Source organism: Pedobacter panaciterrae (assembly GCF_013204795.1).
GTDB classification, from domain to species: Bacteria; Bacteroidota; Bacteroidia; order Sphingobacteriales; family Sphingobacteriaceae; genus Pedobacter; species Pedobacter panaciterrae.
In genome coordinates this window covers 633,141-651,592 of sequence record NZ_JABMKW010000017.1, presented here as the reverse complement: position 1 = coordinate 651,592, position 18,452 = coordinate 633,141, and the positions used below count along the sequence as shown (strand labels likewise).

15 protein-coding genes are annotated in these 18,452 nt (G+C 37.7%); 9 read left to right on the top strand and 6 right to left on the bottom strand.

What is annotated here, in order from left to right; translation table 11 throughout:
- Entirely contained in the window at window positions 1–1,365 is a 1,365-nt protein-coding gene (locus HQN86_RS14265) for a peptidylprolyl isomerase (protein WP_172661581.1), read from the bottom strand.
- Window positions 1,366–1,428: 63 nt separating this feature from the next.
- Window positions 1,429–2,019: a hypothetical protein gene (locus HQN86_RS14260; RefSeq protein ID WP_172661580.1), complete on the bottom strand. Its 591-nt coding sequence runs from the start codon at window positions 2,017–2,019 to the stop codon at window positions 1,429–1,431.
- Window positions 2,020–2,129: 110 nt separating this feature from the next.
- Here HQN86_RS14260 and HQN86_RS14255 point away from each other — a divergent pair, with 110 nt between their 5' ends.
- Together HQN86_RS14255 and rdgB are read left to right on the top strand one after the other, a co-directional pair.
- A complete protein-coding gene (locus HQN86_RS14255; RefSeq protein WP_172661579.1) occupies window positions 2,130–2,702 on the top strand; it encodes a DNA polymerase III subunit psi in 573 nt (190 codons plus the stop codon).
- On the top strand, window positions 2,702–3,283 hold the full coding sequence (rdgB, locus tag HQN86_RS14250) for an RdgB/HAM1 family non-canonical purine NTP pyrophosphatase (RefSeq protein ID WP_216854428.1): 582 nt from the start codon (window positions 2,702–2,704) through the stop codon (window positions 3,281–3,283). Before HQN86_RS14255 ends, rdgB begins: the two co-directional genes overlap by 1 nt.
- Here the strand turns inward: rdgB and HQN86_RS14245 are convergent.
- On the bottom strand, window positions 3,255–5,549 hold the full coding sequence (locus HQN86_RS14245) for an OstA-like protein (RefSeq protein WP_172661577.1): 2,295 nt from the start codon (window positions 5,547–5,549) through the stop codon (window positions 3,255–3,257). The genes rdgB and HQN86_RS14245 overlap by 29 nt on opposite strands.
- An 83-nt stretch (window positions 5,550–5,632) precedes the next feature.
- On the opposite strand from HQN86_RS14245, the gene tilS reads away from it, so the two are divergent.
- From tilS to bshA, 3 genes are all read left to right on the top strand, one after another.
- On the top strand, window positions 5,633–6,958 hold the full coding sequence (gene tilS / locus HQN86_RS14240; RefSeq protein WP_172661576.1) for a tRNA lysidine(34) synthetase TilS: 1,326 nt from the start codon (window positions 5,633–5,635) through the stop codon (window positions 6,956–6,958).
- A gap of 85 nt (window positions 6,959–7,043) precedes the next feature.
- Window positions 7,044–7,526, top strand: a complete 483-nt coding sequence (locus HQN86_RS14235; protein WP_172661575.1) for a hypothetical protein — start codon at window positions 7,044–7,046, stop codon at window positions 7,524–7,526.
- Between the two features lie 97 nt (window positions 7,527–7,623).
- Window positions 7,624–8,769, top strand: coding sequence for an N-acetyl-alpha-D-glucosaminyl L-malate synthase BshA (gene bshA / locus HQN86_RS14230; RefSeq protein WP_172661574.1), 1,146 nt, complete (start codon window positions 7,624–7,626; stop codon window positions 8,767–8,769).
- A gap of 71 nt (window positions 8,770–8,840) precedes the next feature.
- Here the strand turns inward: bshA and HQN86_RS14225 are convergent, their stop codons facing one another.
- Window positions 8,841–9,953 (bottom strand): lactonase family protein, encoded by a 1,113-nt coding sequence (locus HQN86_RS14225; RefSeq protein ID WP_172661573.1) that lies wholly within the window; start codon window positions 9,951–9,953, stop codon window positions 8,841–8,843.
- A 7-nt stretch (window positions 9,954–9,960) separates the two neighbouring features.
- Window positions 9,961–11,430, bottom strand: coding sequence for a pseudouridine synthase (locus HQN86_RS14220; RefSeq protein WP_172661572.1), 1,470 nt, complete (start codon window positions 11,428–11,430; stop codon window positions 9,961–9,963).
- Between the two features lie 328 nt (window positions 11,431–11,758).
- Here HQN86_RS14220 and HQN86_RS14215 point away from each other — a divergent pair, with 328 nt between their 5' ends.
- The 4 genes from HQN86_RS14215 to HQN86_RS14200 all read left to right on the top strand — a co-directional run bounded on the left by HQN86_RS14215 (window position 11,759) and on the right by HQN86_RS14200 (window position 17,568).
- Complete coding sequence (locus tag HQN86_RS14215; RefSeq protein ID WP_172661571.1) at window positions 11,759–12,547, top strand: lytic transglycosylase domain-containing protein; 789 nt, start codon at window positions 11,759–11,761, stop codon at window positions 12,545–12,547.
- 103 nt (window positions 12,548–12,650) lie between these two features.
- Complete coding sequence (locus HQN86_RS14210) at window positions 12,651–13,694, top strand: ferredoxin--NADP reductase (protein ID WP_317171711.1); 1,044 nt, start codon at window positions 12,651–12,653, stop codon at window positions 13,692–13,694.
- A gap of 90 nt (window positions 13,695–13,784) precedes the next feature.
- Entirely contained in the window at window positions 13,785–16,628 is a 2,844-nt protein-coding gene (gene uvrA / locus HQN86_RS14205; RefSeq protein WP_172661570.1) for an excinuclease ABC subunit UvrA, read from the top strand.
- Window positions 16,629–16,632: 4 nt separating this feature from the next.
- Window positions 16,633–17,568: an NAD(P)H-hydrate dehydratase gene (locus tag HQN86_RS14200; RefSeq protein ID WP_172661569.1), complete on the top strand. Its 936-nt coding sequence runs from the start codon at window positions 16,633–16,635 to the stop codon at window positions 17,566–17,568.
- A 5-nt stretch (window positions 17,569–17,573) separates the two neighbouring features.
- On the opposite strand, the gene HQN86_RS14195 is transcribed toward HQN86_RS14200, so the two are convergent.
- Window positions 17,574–18,452, bottom strand: coding sequence for an anti-sigma factor (locus tag HQN86_RS14195; RefSeq protein WP_172661568.1), 879 nt, complete (start codon window positions 18,450–18,452; stop codon window positions 17,574–17,576).

Below are 18,452 nucleotides of genomic sequence, written 5' to 3'. Positions count from 1 at the left end.
TTATTTTTTAGCAGTTGAATTTTTAGTCCAAATTTTCAATTCATCACAATCATCATAATCTTCGTCAATTCTGATGTAAGTGTTTTCTCTTCTTTTTTCGAACCATTCACTTAGCATTCTATCGATTTTATCCTGTTGTGCTTTCTCTTTGAATTTAGAATAATCCTGTTCCAGGTTTCCTTTATGTGGCGGGATTTTAGATTTTAAATAAAGAATCTTATATCCTTGTTTGCCATCTGGATCTGTGAAAGAAACAGGCTGAGAAACTTCGCCTACTTTCATTGTGTCAACAACAACAAATACTTTTGGATCTAGTTTATCCGCTGGGATAAATGTAGTTCTGGCAGTAACGTTATCTGCATATAATATCATACCACCATTATATTGAGATTCCTTGTTATCAGAATATAATGAAGCAGCGGTAGAGAATGGAAGTTTTTTCTCTACGATATTTTTGTAAATGGTATCGGCTTGTAATTTAGTTCTTTCTAAGCTGGCCGGTGTAGTTTCCGGACGTATAAGAATATGGCGTGCCTGAACCTGTTCTCCGCGGCGTTCAATAACCTGAAGAATATGGAAGCCGTGTTCTGATTCAAATACCGGCGACATTTCACCTGGTTTTAATTTAAATGCCCAAGCTGTAAATTCTTTCACCATTCTGGTACGATCGAAGAATCCAAGGTCACCACCCTCAGCAGCTGAACCTGTATCTTCAGAATAAGATTTAGCAAGGAATGCAAAATCCTCACCACTTTTCACTCTTAACCTTAATGCATCAATTTTATCATAGAATTTTTGCTTTTCTGCTTTTGTAAGTTTTGGATGAAGTACAATTTCTCCAACTTCAAATTCAGTAGGAATATCAGGAAGACTATCTTTTTTATAAGAATCAAAATAACGTTTAACCTCAATCGGTGTAATGTTTACATCCTGAGTTATTTTTTGCTGCATTTTATTAGAGATCAACTGCTCTTTAATGTCAGGTCTGATCTCATCTTTATACTGAAGAACAGAGCGATTTAAAAACTGTTCCAATCTTTCTTGTCCACCTGCGCGCTGGATCTGATAACGCATACGTTTTTCAACTTCCTCATCAACCTGGGCTTCTTCAACTACAACAGAGTCAATTTCTGCTTGTTGTTTAAGTAGTTTCTGAGCAAGCATTTGTTGCAATATATAGCACTTTACTTTATCATCATCAGGATTTCCTGAATTTAAGTATTGTGCATATTGTTGATTTAAATCTGATAGTAAAATGATGTTATTACCTAATACAGCAACAACTTTATCTATATTTTTCTTTTGAGCCTGTACGTTGAAAAACAAACAAATCAATCCGCTTGCTGTTACTAAAAATTTCCTCATTCTATGGTTGTTCAATTATATTCTTTTGCAAATCTAATATTATCTGTGCTATTGGCGTGAAGCTCATGGCTTAGCCAATTTTCTTATCTCGTCCTGATTAATCTTTACAGGATATTTTTTTCTTAGTGCTTTTATCCATTCATTCTCCAGTTCCTGCTGATAATCTGTGACTACCTGCCCTCTAACCTCATCAAAAGAACTTTGCAAATAAACGCTTTTGTTTTTATCATAAAAAATGCGGAGCTGATTTTCATCATTCTGCGCCTGGTTCCATACCTTTATTTCAGAGATATTAAACATTAAAACCGCTTCTTTATATTCATTCATTATGAAAAGATATTCTGGTTTTGTTTTCGATATTCTTTTCTGTGTACGCAATGCGTGTTCATAGTTTTTTACCTCGGCAAGATAGCCTGTGTCCGTATCCAGACCCAACTCTCTGGCTTCAGTAACCTTAAGTTTGAAGTTTACATATAAGGTTAGATAAGCATGTAAATCTTCAGCCGTCGCATTTCCGTTGCCGGAATGATTTTTCTTATATACCCACATAAACTCTTTATTGCTTATTGGTTTTCCATTAACTACAGCCACATTTTGAGCAAATGCACCGGTAATAAAAAGACTGATGATAATGGAACAGTAAACTTTTCTCACAAAAGACTTATGGTATAAATTTTAAGGCATAAAAGTAATAAATAAAGGTACTATAATGAGATATTTAACTAATTTTAACAGAAAAAAGATTTTCAATAAAATTATCATTAATGGTGAGCCAACTTACAACTGACGGAGAAGGTCTGCGTTTATTTTTTACGGATGATATTTACCTGGTTAAAGAGCCTGAGGGGACGTTAAATGAAGAAGTGCAAGTTTATGTAAAAGATGAAGCATCTTCACCTGCTCAGCCTTTAATTGTTAATGAACCAATAATTCCCTTAGTTAAAGTACAACCTGAGTTTAAATTTTTAGGTAATAATAACCGTAATATACTGATTTTGGTATACGATGAGCATAATGACGTTAGTGATGAAAGGGGTAGGGAATTGTTAAGAAAGATCGTAAAATCAATAAATCTAACCGCTAGTGATTTCGCGTTGCTTAATTACGCCAAGTATAAAGAAGCAAGCTATGAGCAATTGAAGGCTCGTTTTTCGAGTGTCATTGTATTTGCATTTGGTGTTTCATCTCAGCAACTTGGATTAAAGCAGCATCCTGAAAACACAGTAGTAACTGAAGGAGAAGTAAAGCTTATCTTTTCTTCGGCGCTCCAAAAACTGGATGAAGATGCAAATGGAAAGAAAGTATTATGGGGTAGTTTGAAACAACTGGGACTATGATGCTACCTGAATTGGTGTTTGCTACCAACAATAAGCATAAGACAGAAGAAATTGGTAAACTCCTTGTAAATCAATATAAAGTTTTAAATCTTAAAGATATTGGCTGTGATGTTGATATCCCTGAAACAGGGAACTCATTTGCAGAGAATGCAGAGCTTAAAAGCAGTTATGTAACTGATAATTTTAAGTTGAATTGTTTTGCTGATGATAGCGGATTGGAGATTGAGGCATTAGACAATGAACCTGGAATCTATTCGGCCAGGTACTCAGGAGTTAGAGATGATCTTGAAAACCTTAATCTTGTACTAAAAAAGATGGAAGGTAAAACGAATAGAAAGGCCCATTTTAAAACCGTTATTTCTTTAAACCAAAATAATAAGAACTATCTTTTTGAAGGGGTTGTTTATGGCAACATTACACAAACTCCAATAGGAGATGAAGGATTTGGTTATGATCCAATATTTATGCCTATTGGCTACGATAGGACCTTTGCGCAAATGAGCATGACGGAAAAGAATGAGATCAGTCACAGGGCAATTGCGATGAAAAAGCTTATTGCTTTTTTAAAGGAGCAGGTGTAATTTTTTTAGCAGTATCAGGTTTCTTACTGGTATCGGGCTTTAAGGGTAAGATATTCTTAATTGGAGCAATAATAGCTTTTGCTGAATCTATTGCGGCTGAATCAATTTTGGAGGCAGCCTTAACAAGTTCTTTTGAAGCAGTTTTAATTAATCCTTTTTTGGCTACTTCAGCTTTATTGGGTGCTTTGCCTGTCGGGCTTCCAGGTTTTTTTGCCCCTGCTGCCGGGCTTTTAGATGCAGCAGGTTTTGTTTTAGGTTTCCCACTTATTACTTCCTTTTTAGAAAGCGGTCTAAGTTCAGGTTTCCATGTAAATCCTGTTAACAAAACATCTTCTTTTAGTTCAGTAATAGGCACCCTGATTCCCTCGGGTTCTTTAACAGTAAGAATATGACTTATTTCTTTGTCTTTAAACAAGATCTTTATTCTACTGCTTACAGTTTGGTTCATGTCGGTGTATACACTGTCTTTTCCCCTGTTATAATAAACACTTTCTGCATTTCCATCCACAAACATGGTGCTTAATTCTCCATCTTTAAAGAAAGCAGTAATGAGTTTTCCTTTTATCTGATTAAACCTTGCGGAATCCGCATTTACATTCACCTGAAATGCATTATCAATTACCTGTAACGTATTAAGCTTATTGTTTTTTAAGCGAAGGTAAATAGTGTCTCCGGTTTGTTGAGAGTTCTGCGACCATAAAATAGGGTCTCCGTACCACCTTAAAGTGGAATCGGCACTTGTATAAAATAGAGAATCTGCTTTAGCCTGCATATTGGATTTGTAAACCCTTACATTATGATAAGCTTTAATGGAACGTGTTTTTACCGTATCCAAAGGGTTAGGTGGTATTGAATCCTTAATATTTTTCTTTACTAAACTATCCGTGGTTTTAATGGCCGCGTTAATCTTCTTCACTACATTTCCTGATTTTGCCAGGCTATCGGCTTTTTTACTTAGACTATCAGGTTTTTTACCTGAAATCGCTGCCTTTATAGGTTTAACTGGGTCTTTTGCCGCATTTAAAGAATCCTTAATTAATGAAGTATCGGGTTTCTTTTGAGCAATACTATCCTTAGAAAGGCTATCCTTGGGTAAGGAAACCTTTGCTAGCAGGCTATCTTTAGCTGCTTTAATTGCCGTAGAATCAACAGGTTTTGTATTTTTGTTATCTCTTTTAGCAGTTTTCGCTTTTTCTTTTGCTTCTTTTTTCTCCGATTTCTTTGCTATTCCAATTTCCTCGGCCGTCATACCGGGTGCTTGTGATTCACCTTTCTTCTGTGGTTTCTCAGGATCACCCAATTCATTGTTTTGTTTGAGTACCGGTGATTCAATTAACTTCAAAGTTTTTTGAAGTACCATTTGAGTTTCTAATGTATCCGAACCCAACCATAAGCTATCTGGCTGTAACTTGTTGTTTACTGTTATGGAGTCTTTTGTCCCCATACCTACATACGCATTTTTGGTTACAACAGTACGCTCGTCTATTTTGTAGTAATAACCCAATTGACCATAAAGAACCGTTTTGTCGGCAGTATCTTTAAAGATGATATTCCTAACAGCCTTACCATATCCTGCTATACCATCATAGTATAAACTATCTCCTTTTAAAGATTTAGTCCCATTGGTGTATAAGTTCTTCTTGCCAAAATAAGCATATTCAGTTTTGGTGTTGTATGCGCCATTTTCGGTATATAGGTTATCTTCTTTACCTTTTATATTTGTAGGGCCATAAAAATAGGTCCAGTTGGTAAGGGTATTGTACCTTAATGTGTCTGATTTAATTGTGCTTTGTGGTGTTACCACTACAACATTATAACGAAAGTAAGAATCTCGGCTATTAGAAAAGTAGTAGCCGTTTTTACTCGTTAAGGTCACATCTTTATTAACAATTTTGCCTCCTTCTACATATGTTCCAACCTTGGTGGCCATATTGTAGTCAAGCACATTAGTGGTAAGAACAGACTCCTTGTCGATCATACGCACATTACTGGTTAAGTGGGCAATTTTAGTATTTCCATTGTATGTTAAATGATCAGAGTAGATATTTATGGTATCTCCCTGATTAATATGGACGTTTTTAAATGCCTCAAAAACATTGTCGTTTTGATAAAAAACAGCACTGTCACAAGTTAACGTAGCATTTTCATGAATAAATACTGGATACTTCAGATAAGAAATGTTTTTCTTTCCATCTGTATTTCCTATTCTGGCATCCTTCAAAATAATCTTGGTTCTCTGTTGCGCTAGCAAAGAGAAAGGAAACATGAAAAAGATAATGAAAAAGCGTATTTTCTGCACTTTACAAAGTTAGTTTTTTGCTTACCATTTTAATTAAATATTTTTGAAAGATGTTACCCATTCAAAACTTTAAAGATTTTATAAGCCATAATTCACTCTTCATTGCTAGCGACAAGATACTGCTTGCCGTTAGTGGTGGGAAGGATTCTGTTTTAATGGCCCATCTCTTTAAACTCGCTGGTTTTGATTTTGGTATAGCACACTGTAATTTTAATTTAAGGGCAGATGAGTCTCAAAGAGACGAAAGCTTTGTACGAATGCTCGCCAACTCCCTGGAAGTGCCATTTTATGTAACCCACTTCAAAACTAAAAATTACGCTGCAGCGCATAAAATATCTACCCAAATGGCCGCCAGAGATTTGCGGTACAATTGGTTCGAAGAGATACGGGAATCTAATAACTATAATTTCATCGCTCTTGCACAACACCAGGATGATGCCATGGAAACCGTATTGTTAAACTTAACGAGGGGAACAGGGATAGCCGGGTTGCATGGCATTTTCCCTAAAAGAGATAAGCTCATCAGGCCCCTGCTATTTCTTTCGCGTGAGCAAATTAATGAATTAATAGCAGAGCATAATATTGATTTTGTAGAAGATAGTTCAAATTTATCTGTAGACTATGCCCGCAATAAAATTCGCCTAAAGGTTATCCCTCATCTTAAAGAGATTAATCCTAATCTGGAGCAAACATTTGAACAAAATATTCAGCGGTTTTCTGAAACGGAGCTTGTGTTGCAAAAAGCAGTTTCCGAACTAAGGGAGGACTTGCTTGTCGAAAAACAAAATAGCCTGCACTTGTCAATTGCCAAGGTCAAAGCATTGAAGCCGCAGCGGTTGTTAATTTTTGAACTGCTTAGGCCCTTTGGTTTCTCGGAACTTGTAGTGATAGAACTGCTGCAGGCGCTAAACAAGCAAAGTGGGACCTCTTTCTATAGCAGTTCTCATAGAATTACCATCGATAGGGATGATTTGATATTAAATCCTATTGTTGAAGAAAATCAGCAATTGGCATTTATTCATGTTAACGATCAAAGCGTAAATCTGTCGCAGCATAAGATATTAATGTCATTCATAGATGAACCATATTTTGAAAAGAGTACCAAAAGGGCATTTGTAGATGCTGATAAGCTCATGTTTCCTTTAGTGGTGCGACCCTGGCAATCTGGCGATAAGTTTATGCCGCTAGGTATGAAGTTCTTTAAAAACTTAAGCGATTTTTTTATTGATGAGAAAATCCCGCTTGCAGAGAAGGCTGGTGTCCCTATTCTGATAAACGGAAACGGCGAAATTATTTGGCTGGGTGGTATGCGGCAAGATGATAGATACAAGGTGACATCGGCCACAAAAAAAGTGGCTATATTCGATCTGAAATAATCATATTACATTTTTTAAACAATCTTAACAGAGATAGGGGTACTACGGAAATAAAAAAAAAGTAACTTTATTGAAATTTACATAAATGAGCAATCGCTACGCTTTTTTTGAAAAACAGTACATAGGACGTGACTATATCAGGATCTGTATCAGGTTAGTTATGGCTGCATTTTGCTTCGCTGCCTATGTATATGAACGAGATAGAGATAATACCCAGGATTTATTTCTTGTAGTTGGATTTGGTATCATTGGAGTTTCAATAGCGTTGCTTTTTCTAATTCAATACAAAACCATTATTGAGCATAAAAAAATCATAATAGACGGCTTGTGGTCTGCTAAAAGAGTAGAAATAGATCTGAATTCAATAGTTAAAGTAAGAAAAGATACTTATAGTAATTACTTATTCAATAACCCTGTTTATAACCTTCACCGGAAGGGAAGTATTCGTTTTTATTCATCCGGGAAAGACGCTGTTGTGCTTACAGATACTGATGGATTTGAATATTACATTGGTACGCAAAGACCTAATGAAATGTATCTCGTGATACAAGCCGAGATGAAATCTTAAATCAAATCTTTTGAGCCGATCAAAAACTTAAATAATTGCAATTGTTTAACACAAAGCTCAATTTAAGTAGTGTACTTTGCATCGTAAAAAAATATTCATGAAAATAGGTATCGTTTGTTACCCGACTTTTGGAGGTAGTGGTGTAGTTGCTACTGAATTAGGCAAGGCGCTTGCCGACGAAGGTCATCAGGTACATTTCATCACATATAGTCAGCCAGCCAGGCTAGACTTTTTCTCTGAAAACTTATTCTATCACGAAGTATCAGTTAGAGATTATCCATTATTTGATTATGCACCTTACGAATCAGCATTGGCCAGTAAACTGGTGGATGTAGTGCGTTTCGAAAAACTGGATATTTTGCATGTTCATTATGCAATTCCACATGCATCCGCTGCGTTTATGGCAAAGCAAATTTTAGAAACTTACGGCATTAACATTCCATTTGTAACCACGCTGCACGGTACAGATATTACACTTGTTGGTAAAGATCCAACCTATAAACCGGTAGTTACTTTTTCTATCAACAAATCAGATGGGGTTACAACTGTTTCACAAAGCTTAAAAGATGACACAGAGAAGCATTTCGAAATTACTAATGAAATTCAGGTGATTCCGAACTTCATTGATTTTTCGAGATTTAGTTTAAAGCCAAAAGATCATTTTAAAAAAGCAATTGCCCCTAACAACGAACGTATATTAATTCATACCTCGAACTTTAGAAAAGTAAAGCGTACGGCTGACGTGATTAGAATGTTTCAAAAGATTCAGGCTAAAATTCCTTCAAAATTATTAATGGTAGGTGATGGGCCCGAACGCGCATATGATGAACAGCTTTGCAGAAACCTTGGGATTTGTGAACACGTTCGATTCTTAGGAAAGCAAGATGCAATAGAAGAAATTCTTTCTGTTTCTGATCTGTTTCTAATGCCTTCAGAGTCTGAGAGTTTTGGTTTGGCAGCACTTGAAGCTATGGCTTGCAAAGTCCCTGCTATTACTTCAAATGCGGGTGGATTACCGGAATTAAATATTGACGGCTTTTGCGGGTATATGAGTAATGTTGGTGATATTGATGATATGGCTTCAAAAGCAATTCATATCCTGGAAAATGATGATGTATTAAAGCAGTTCAAAGAAAACGCTTTAACAAGGGCGAAAGATTTTGATCTTAAGAAAATATTGCCAGCTTATATTAACTATTATAACAAGGTTATTGAGGCGCAGCATAAACTAAAAGCGGTATAATTAATTATAGAAGTAGCTTGAAAAGTAAAAGAGGGTATATCATGAATAATGATCACCCTCTTTTAATGATTTTATTTCTTAGGTGCAAAAACCAAACAAACCGGAGCTCCAACAGCAATTCTCTTTCCTGTATCTTTTAATTCGCCGGTTTGTGTATTGCGTTCAAATACCACTACATCGTTTGTATACTGATGAGCAACCAACAGATACTTTCCGGTAGGATCAATCGAAAAATTTCTTGGACCTTTACCCAAAGTGCTGATTTGACCTCTTTTGCTCAGCAAGCCTCCTTTTTCAATAGCAAAGAAAGTGATGTTGTTTTCGCTTCCTCTGTTAGTTGCATATAAGAATTTGCCATCCGGAGAGATATGAATATCTGCCGCACCATTTTCCCCGCTAAACCCCTCTTCAGTTATTTTAGTTTCCTGTATTTTTTCTAGTGATCCGTTAGTATAGCTAAAAACTGTTATTCCGGCATCCATTTCGTGAATCAGGTACGCGTACTTACCATCTTTACTAAAGGTGATGTGTCTTGGTCCGGCACCGGGTGTTATTGCTACGCTATCATGAGGAGTAAGAACATCATTAGTACCATTGATATTGTAATTATATAAGTAAACCTTATCTGTTCCAAGGTCATTAATAATTAAATATTTATGATCTGGTGTAAAAAACGCCATGTGCACATGAGGACTATTTTGTCTGTCTTTATTAACGCTTTTTCCAGAGTGCTGAACAATTTGTTTTAATGCACCCAATGAGCCATTGCTTTCAATGCCGAAAACAGAAGCATTACCTCCAGAATAATTGGCAGAGATTACATTTTTCTCATCGGCAACAATATAACAAGGATCATCACCATTCGTAGCCTGTTTGTTTAAAAACTTAAGGTCACCTTTTGCAGCGTCAAAACTAAATGCGCTTACCGCGCTTGTTTTTCCAGTTTCGTTTACAGCGTAAACAAATTTGTTATCTGCACTTAAGGTAAGGTAACTTGGGTTTTCAACACCTTTTGTAACACTTAACTGTTTAGATTCACCAGTATTGGTGTCAAAATCATAAGTATAAATTCCTTCGCTCTTACCCGTATTGGTATATGTTCCAATTATTAAATTGTAATCATTTTTCTGTGCACAACTTTGCATCGCTAAAAGGATAATGGGTAAAAGGAAAGATTTTCTCATGTTTAAATTATTTAATCAGATGTTTGATCTGGATTAATTCATGTTCTTCAAGGAAACGCCATCTTCCACGTGGAAGATCCTTCTTGGTTAAATTACCATAAACAACTCTATCCAGTTTAACAACATCGTAGCCCAGGTGTTCAAAAATCCTGCGCACAATTCTGTTTTTACCACTATGGATCTGGATACCAACCTCGCGTTTGGTGCCACCGGCAACGTAAGATACTGAATCTGGTTTAATTATACCATCTTCAAGTTCAATCCCAAACTGAATTTTATTCAAATCGCCCTGACTTAAACTCCTGCTTAATTCAACGTGATAGATTTTTGTAATGCCATTTTTAGGGTGAGATAGTTTGTCGGCAAGATCACCATCGTTTGTCATTAATAACAAACCAGTAGTATTGCGATCTAATCTTCCAACAGGATAAATACGTTCTCTACTTGCTTTTTCAACAAGTTGCATCACAGTTCTGCGTTCTTGTGGATCATCAGTAGTGGTGATGTAATCTTTAGGTTTGTTTAAAAGCACATAAACCTTTTTCTCACGTTTTAACAATTCACCATTATAGCGGATCTCATCTTTCGAAGGATCAACTTTCTGACCTAATTCAGAAACAACTACTCCATTAACAGAAACTACGCCGGCAGCAATAAGCTCATCGGCTTTACGACGGGAACAAATTCCTGAATTTGCGATGTATCTGTTTAAACGGATTAAGCCGTCATCTTTTATAACAGGAGATTTCCTGCTGCGCATAACCGTTTCTTTATCGAAACGTTCTGGACGTCCGCCGCGCTCTGCACGATCAGGGCGAGATTGAAAGTCAGATTTCGCGCCATCTCCTTCTCTTTTTCTGAATGGTCTGCTGTCAGTACTTCTAGACGATTGTCCTTTTTTATCATCGAACTTCCTGAAAGGCTTATCGCCAGCAGGACTAAAATTATCTTTCTTTATGTAACTGCGAGTTTTTTCGCCTGGAGGAGTTTCTCTTGAGCTACCTTCTTTATAAGCTCTTGGCTTGTAGTCTCTGTTGTCTCCGTCTCTTGGTGTTCTTGGCTTAAAGTCTTTACCTGCTGTACCTCTAGGGGCAAATCCTTTTGAATCACCATCCCTTGGTGTTCTTGGTTTGAAATCACTACCCGATGTTCTTGGGCCTCTTGATTTGAAATCTTTTGAGTCGTTCTCAGTTCTTGGTTTAAAGCCTCTAGAGTCTCCGTCTTTTCCTCCTCTAGGTTTAAAATCCTTTCTGTCGCCCTCTCTTGGCTTATAATCTCTGTTGCTGTCTCCGTCTCTTGGTGTTCTTGGCTTAAAGTCTTTCGACGCACCAAATTTATTATCTTTTCCTTCTCTATCATCAAACTTGCTTTTTCCTTTGTAAGAACTCTCTGTTCCACTTGGTCTTTTGCCAGTTGTGCTTCGGTTTCCCGGTTTGGACTTGTCATCCCGACTGTTCCTGTTGTTGTTTTTTATCATGATACGCTTTTAACCGCATAATTTATGCGGGTGCAAACTTACTTAAAATTGCTCTAATTCACAATTTTAAGTGTAGATAAACCGTAATATTTCAGAAAATGCGGAGCTCCTTTATAGGTTGGTTTTGGAGGTTTTACTGACTGGTTTTGGAATCGAAAATGCTTAGTTTTTCGCATTTTTTCTCTTGCGTAACCTGAACCAAAAAAATCTAGCCTCACGGCAGTTTAAACCTTGATTTTGGAAGTGTTTTTCATAAAAGCTTGATAATTAGGTCAATATGTTGTATGTTTGCAGGCGTTTTATATTATTAACCAAAAAAAGGAGGAAAATGATAAAGAAACACATAATAACATGTACGGTAATAATTTCATTACTGGTTATGGCAAAAGTGTTTGCTTACAACATGCCCCAAGCAGCAAAAAGTCTTTCAAAAGAAGAAAAAACAACAAAAAAAGATACAACAGTAACACAAAATGAAAAGCCATTATCTCTGATGGCTAAATTGAGTTTCGCAGAAGAAACACTACCACTAGGGGATGCCAAAGTGGAACGCAAAATGAAGAGAATTCTAGCAGAATTTAGCTTCGACAATTTACAGACCAATCGCCTGCATAGAAAAGCGGCAGAATGGTTTCCTGTGATAGAACCAATCCTTGCCGCTTACGGCATTCCAGAGGATTTTAAATATGTTCCTTTAGTAGAATCAGGATTAAAAGCGGGTGTGTCACCAAAAGGTGCCTCAGGGTTTTGGCAATTTATGCCTGCAACTGCCCGTACATACGGTTTAAAAGTTAACTCAAGAGTAGATGAGCGTCAGAATTTACGTAAATCAACTATAGCAGCGGCTAAATACATCAAAGAGCTTTATGGTATTTTTGATAGCTGGACGCTTGTGGCAGCAGCCTATAATGTAGGTGATGGCCACATGAGAAGACAAATAGACAGACAAAATCAGGATAATTATTTCAAAATGAAATTAAACCGTGAAACAGGCGGTTATGTTTATAAATTGATTTCCATGAAAGAGATAGTGGAAGATCCTGTTCGTCATGGCTATAGAGCTCCAAGAGCATTATTAGCTTTGAACGGGGGTAATGCCCAAAGTTCTATAAATTAGAAAGAGAAAAGACACGTGCAAATGGGGAAAGCCGTTCCAAATTATTGGAACGGCTTTTTGTTTTATATGAAAATTACTAATTTACTGCCCTATGATGGGAGCGATGAAATTGCGTATACAAAATATGAAGTATGGGCCGGGGGAAACACTGGTTCTTACATTCGATGTTTTGGATGGATTAAAACCAAAATACTTAGCCGGCCAATTTTTAACATTAGTTTTTGATATTCAAGGAAGAGCGCTTAGGAGGTCGTATTCTCTATGTAGTTCTCCTGATGTTGATGAACCACTTGCTATTGCTATAAAACGGGTAGAAAACGGTGAAATATCGAGACTATTGCATCATAGAACAGCAGTTGGAGATATCTTGTATGCTATGCAACCCAATGGTTTGTTTACTTACCCGCCGCAAGATGAGCTAAAAAGAACTGTTTTCCTTTTTGGCGCAGGGGTAGGTATTACACCGCTTTTCGCTATTATTAAAACGGCTCTGGTAAAAGAAAGCCGTTCGAAGCTCATCCTTATATATAGTAGTCGCTCGCCAGCTGAAACACTTTTTTACGATGAGCTTAATGAGCTGGAGAAAAACTATCCCGATAGGTTTAAGATTATTTACGTATCAAGCCAATCGCAGAATCTGATGATGGCCAGGTTAAATGTGTTTCTTATAGAAAAAATAGTTAAGGAATACATGGAGTTTAATGAAAGAGACGCTTTATTCTATACCTGCGGGCCAATAGACTATATGGTTACCTGCCGCATTACCCTGCTTAACCTGGGATTCGATATCAGTCAGATCAAAAGAGAAACTTTTGTAATGCCGGAGGATGAAGTAGATGAAGACGATACTACGGAAAAGGAAGTAAAAGATACAAATACCTACTCTGTGGTTTTGAACCTTAGAGGGCAGGAATACAGACTTTCGGTGCCCTATAATAAGACGATACTTAATGCCGCTCTTGAACAAAATATAGATGTGCCGTACAGTTGTAAGGCTGGAATCTGCAGTACATGTACTGCAAATTGCGTCAAAGGCGGTGTACGTATGGATTATAACGAAATTTTAATGGATGATGAAATTGCGGCGGGCAGGGTGCTGGTCTGTACAGGCCATCCTACAGAAAATGACACAACCATAGTTTGGTAAATAGATAATCTTTCCTTATAATGGCTTACCTTTGTGCCTTTAAAATTGTTATCTTAATCATCAGATATCCATATTGTTTTTAATATATATATGAGCAAAAATACCATTGACCTGGGCGAGCAAAAAGATGTAGAAGTGTATGGTGCCAGGGTGCATAACCTTAAAAATATAGATGTTTCCTTTCCCAGAAATAAGCTTGTTGTAATTACAGGCTTAAGTGGAAGCGGCAAGTCCTCGTTGGCATTTGATACCATTTATGCCGAGGGACAACGGAGGTATATGGAAACCTTTAGTGCCTATTCGCGCCAGTTTATGGGGGGGATGGAAAGACCTGATGTAGATAAAGTCTCGGGCTTAAGTCCGGTTATTGCAATTGAACAAAAAACGACAAGTAAGAACCCAAGATCTACTGTAGGAACAATTACTGAGATCTATGATTTTATGCGTTTACTTTATGCCCGCGCAGCTGATGCCTTTTCTTACAATACAGGTGAGAAGATGGAGCGTATGAGCGAAGATCAGATCCTTAATAACATATTCAATAAGTTTGATGACATGCCGGTAAATATCCTGGCACCCGTTGTTAAAGGTCGTAAGGGCCACTACCGGGAACTTTTTGAACAAATCCGTAAACAAGGATACGTTAAAGTGCGTATCGATGGCGATATACAGGATATTACACCTAAAATGCAGGTTGACAGGTACAAGATCCACGACATTGAAATTGTTGTAGACAGGCTTGTAATAGACCGGAAAGATATAAAACGACTTCAGGATTCACTCCAAACCGCTATGCGTTTAGGAAAGGGAATCATCAAAATAAGTGATAAGGCAAACAATGTGTCTCATTTCAGTCGTTTTTTAATGTGCCCAACAACGGGCATCTCTTACGATGAGCCACAGCCAAATAGTTTTTCTTTTAACTCTCCTTATGGAGCTTGCGAGAATTGCGACGGCTTAGGATACATATTTGTAATTGATAAAGAGTCGGTGATGCCGAATCCTAAACTAAGTATTCTAAATGGAGGATTAGCCCCGTTAGGCGAATACCGGGAAGTATGGGTATTTCAGGTTTTAAAGGCACTTGCAAAAAAATATAATTTCTCGCTTTCAACTCCACTTGAAAAACTTGGAGAAGAGAATATTAATATTCTTCTAAATGGTACTCACGAATTATTAAGTGTAGCCGTAGAGTATAATAAATGGAACGTTCAGAACTATCAAATCTCATTTGATGGAATTATTAAGCTGTTAGAAGAGCAGCAAGAGCGGAAGGGTGAGGGAGGAGTTGATGATATGGAGAGCTTCCGGAAACTAAAAACCTGCCCTGTATGTAATGGCGCGCGTTTAAAGAAAGAGAGCCTGAACTTTAAAATTGATGGTAAGAACATATTTGAGCTTGCCGAAATGGACATCATCAGCCTTAAAAACTGGTATGTAGATGTAGAGAGCAGACTTACCGAGCGGCAAAACATTATTGCCAAAGAAATTCTTAAAGAGATACGCGCCAGATTAGGCTTCCTTACAGATGTTGGTTTAAATTACCTGTCGTTAGATCGTACTGCACGTACACTTTCTGGCGGTGAGGCACAAAGAATCAGGTTAGCTACCCAAATCGGGTCGCAGTTAATGAATGTAATGTATATTCTGGACGAGCCTAGTATTGGTTTGCATCAGCGTGATAATGAGCGTTTAATAGGAGCCCTTAAAAATCTTAGGGATCTTGGTAATACGGTGTTGGTTGTTGAACACGATAAGGACATGATTCTGGAAGCAGATCATGTAATTGATGTAGGCCCTGCTGCAGGAGCCCATGGTGGCCAAATTGTTGCGCAGGGAACACCAGCTCAAATCCTGAAATCGGATACCTTAACTGCCGCTTATCTAAATGGTAAAAAGGGGATAGAGGTGCCTGCCAAACGCAGAAAAGGAAATGGACACAAGCTTTCCATCATTAAGGCAAGCGGCCACAATTTAAAAGATGTTTCGGTTGATTTTCCATTAGGCAAGTTTATAGCAGTTACCGGAGTATCTGGCAGTGGCAAATCAAGTTTAATTACTGAAACACTGTATCCCATATTAAACCATCACTTCTTTAGAGCAAAAAAACATCCGCTTCCGTACGAAAGGATTAACGGCTTAAAAGAAATAGATAAAGTAATCGAAATAGATCAGGCACCTATTGGTCGTACGCCACGTTCTAATCCATCCACCTATACAGGTGTATTTTCAGATATCAGAAATCTGTACGTTCAGCTGCCTGAAGCCAAGATAAGAGGCTATAAGCCTGGCCGCTTCTCTTTCAATGTAAAGGGGGGGCGTTGCGAAACCTGTCAGGGTGGAGGAATGAAGGTTATAGAGATGAACTTCCTGCCAGATGTACAGGTGCCATGTGAAGAGTGTGGAGGAAAAAGATATAACCGCGAAACGCTGGAAGTACGTTACAGAAGTAAATCTATCAGCGACGTATTGGACATGAGTATAGAAGAGGCATGCGACTTCTTTGAGAACATGCCTTCTATTTATCGCAAAATTAAAACACTTAAAGATGTTGGTTTAGGATATATCACCCTGGGGCAATCATCAACAACTTTATCGGGAGGAGAAGCGCAGCGTGTAAAACTGGCTACAGAACTCTCTAAAAAAGATACAGGAAGAACTTTTTACATTCTGGATGAACCAACTACGGGTTTGCACTTTGAAGATATCAATGTATTGTTAGGTGTACTAAACGAATTGGTTGAAAAGGGAAATACAGTACTTGTTATTGAACATAACCTGGATGTTGTAAAAGTTGCCGACTGGGTTATTGACCTTGGTGAAGAAGGCGGTATAGGTGGAGGCAGAATTATCTTTGAGGGCACACCAGAAGGATTAATTCAAAACCCAATAAGCCTTACCGGTAAGTTTTTGAAAAAAGAAATGGGACTTTAAGCATATGGCTATCTTTTTAGATTCTTTCATTCCAGACTCAGATCCGCACAGCAAAGTGCAGGTGGTAGGAACGGGTCTGGGTAAACAAAATACTAAAGAAGAAGAAACATCTCCATATCGCCTTATACAGCCTGATGATATCAAAAAGTTGTTTAAAGAAAGAACAGCATTTTCGTATAAAGGCACTTATGGGCATGCATTAATTATTGCAGGTGCTCCCCAAACTATGGGAGCTGCGTTGCTGGCCTCTAAGGGCTGCCTTTATGCAGGAGCAGGGCTGACTACCACTTCAATGCCCGAAAGCGGCCTGGTGGCGTTGAATACATCCCTACCGGAAGTAATGTTTGTAAAAAGGAAGGCACTGCTAAAAAATGAAGCACTAACTAAGTATAATGCCATATCTATAGGCCCTGGTTTAGGTAAAGGAGCAAAAGCTGAACAGACACTGGCGCAGTTATTTGCCCTAAAAAGAGACTTTATTGCAGATGCAGACGCCTTAAATATATTAGCTTCGCGTCCGGATCTGTTGGCTGTAATAGAAAAACACTCCATAATAACACCCCACCTAAAGGAATTTGATAATTTATTTGGCAAGCATACGAATTGGTGGGACAGGCTACAGACTGCACGAAAAAAAGCGATACAGCTAGGCATAGTGATTGTTCTTAAAAATCAATATACTTTTATTGTGAGCCAGCGAGGTGAAGTACTTATTAATTCCACTGGTAACCCTGCAATGGCACAGGGTGGTATGGGTGATGTGCTTACCGGAATAATTACCGCATATGTTGCACAAGGTTATCCTGCAAAGGATGCCGCAATATTAGGATGCTATTTTCATGGCAAAGCAGGCGATGATTTGGCTGCAGATGTTTTTAATGTAACTGCATCACAGGTTGCAATGCAACTTCCAAAAACTGTAAAAGATTTTCTGGGTTAAAATTGTTAGATCGAAACGTTGCCTATTACAATCATTTGATTCATGGTAGGGCTTACGCTGCCACCTTTTTTCTCTAGCGTTACTGCAAATGCAGCAGCAGAGCCAATTTCTTTCATGGCCACAAGAATATGAGTAGAATCTGCTTTAACGTCAAATACACCTAAATCAACAGGTTTGCCATTTACAATAGCCCAAAGTTGATATTGATGTTGCTGATCATTGGCAGGTAAATCCATTTTAGAATTGTCGACCATTACATGTTTACCTTTTGCATGCCAGTAAACAGTCATTTTCGCTTTCGGATCCATAACAGTTCCAGCTAGTTTTACGGTTTTCCAATCCGGATCATTGTTCATATCAATGATCTTTTGCAGATCAGCATTGCTTTGCTTCATGAAATTAACAGTACTTGTAAATTTCTCGTTGTTAAGGTTTAAGGCAGCAATCTGATCTTTGGCATCGCCTAATTGATTGTGTGCAGAGTAAAGCGCAACAATACTTACAGCTAAAAGCGCAATACATGCTACAAGTGCAATTCGTAAAGATTTTATTTTAGACTCATAAGGAGCGGTGTTCAATGGTACAATTACCGCATCTTTTATCGGTTCAACTACTTTAACAGGCTCTGGTAAAGACTCGGTTTTTTCCGGACTTTTAGTAACGCCTATTTTTTCAAGAATTTTGCTCTCCAGATCAATAGAAGGACTTATCGCATTTTCAAGCGCATATTGTTCCATAGCAATCTCAATGGCTTCAATTTCCTGTTTTACTTCAGGATATTTTGATGCCATTGCTTCAACTTCTTTCTGCTCCTGAGCATTTAATTGCCCCAGAACGTAAAGTTCAAGTATGCCTGATTCAATATATGCTTTTACTTCTTCCAC

Excerpts from the sequence above, each read along its gene's own strand:
- HQN86_RS14265 (WP_172661581.1), bottom strand. The coding sequence starts at position 1,365 with ATGAGGAAATTTTTAGTAACAGCAAGCGGATTGATTTGTTTGTTTTTC.
- HQN86_RS14255 (WP_172661579.1), top strand. The coding sequence starts at position 2,130 with ATGGTGAGCCAACTTACAACTGACGGAGAAGGTCTGCGTTTATTTTTT.
- rdgB (WP_216854428.1), top strand. The coding sequence starts at position 2,702 with ATGCTACCTGAATTGGTGTTTGCTACCAACAATAAGCATAAGACAGAA.
- HQN86_RS14245 (WP_172661577.1), bottom strand. The coding sequence starts at position 5,549 with ATGTTTCCTTTCTCTTTGCTAGCGCAACAGAGAACCAAGATTATTTTG.
- tilS (WP_172661576.1), top strand. The coding sequence starts at position 5,633 with ATGTTACCCATTCAAAACTTTAAAGATTTTATAAGCCATAATTCACTC.
- HQN86_RS14235 (WP_172661575.1), top strand. The coding sequence starts at position 7,044 with ATGAGCAATCGCTACGCTTTTTTTGAAAAACAGTACATAGGACGTGAC.
- bshA (WP_172661574.1), top strand. The coding sequence starts at position 7,624 with ATGAAAATAGGTATCGTTTGTTACCCGACTTTTGGAGGTAGTGGTGTA.
- HQN86_RS14225 (WP_172661573.1), bottom strand. The coding sequence starts at position 9,953 with ATGAGAAAATCTTTCCTTTTACCCATTATCCTTTTAGCGATGCAAAGT.
- HQN86_RS14220 (WP_172661572.1), bottom strand. The coding sequence starts at position 11,430 with ATGATAAAAAACAACAACAGGAACAGTCGGGATGACAAGTCCAAACCG.
- HQN86_RS14215 (WP_172661571.1), top strand. The coding sequence starts at position 11,759 with ATGATAAAGAAACACATAATAACATGTACGGTAATAATTTCATTACTG.
- HQN86_RS14210 (WP_317171711.1), top strand. The coding sequence starts at position 12,651 with ATGAAATTGCGTATACAAAATATGAAGTATGGGCCGGGGGAAACACTG.
- uvrA (WP_172661570.1), top strand. The coding sequence starts at position 13,785 with ATGAGCAAAAATACCATTGACCTGGGCGAGCAAAAAGATGTAGAAGTG.
- HQN86_RS14200 (WP_172661569.1), top strand. The coding sequence starts at position 16,633 with ATGGCTATCTTTTTAGATTCTTTCATTCCAGACTCAGATCCGCACAGC.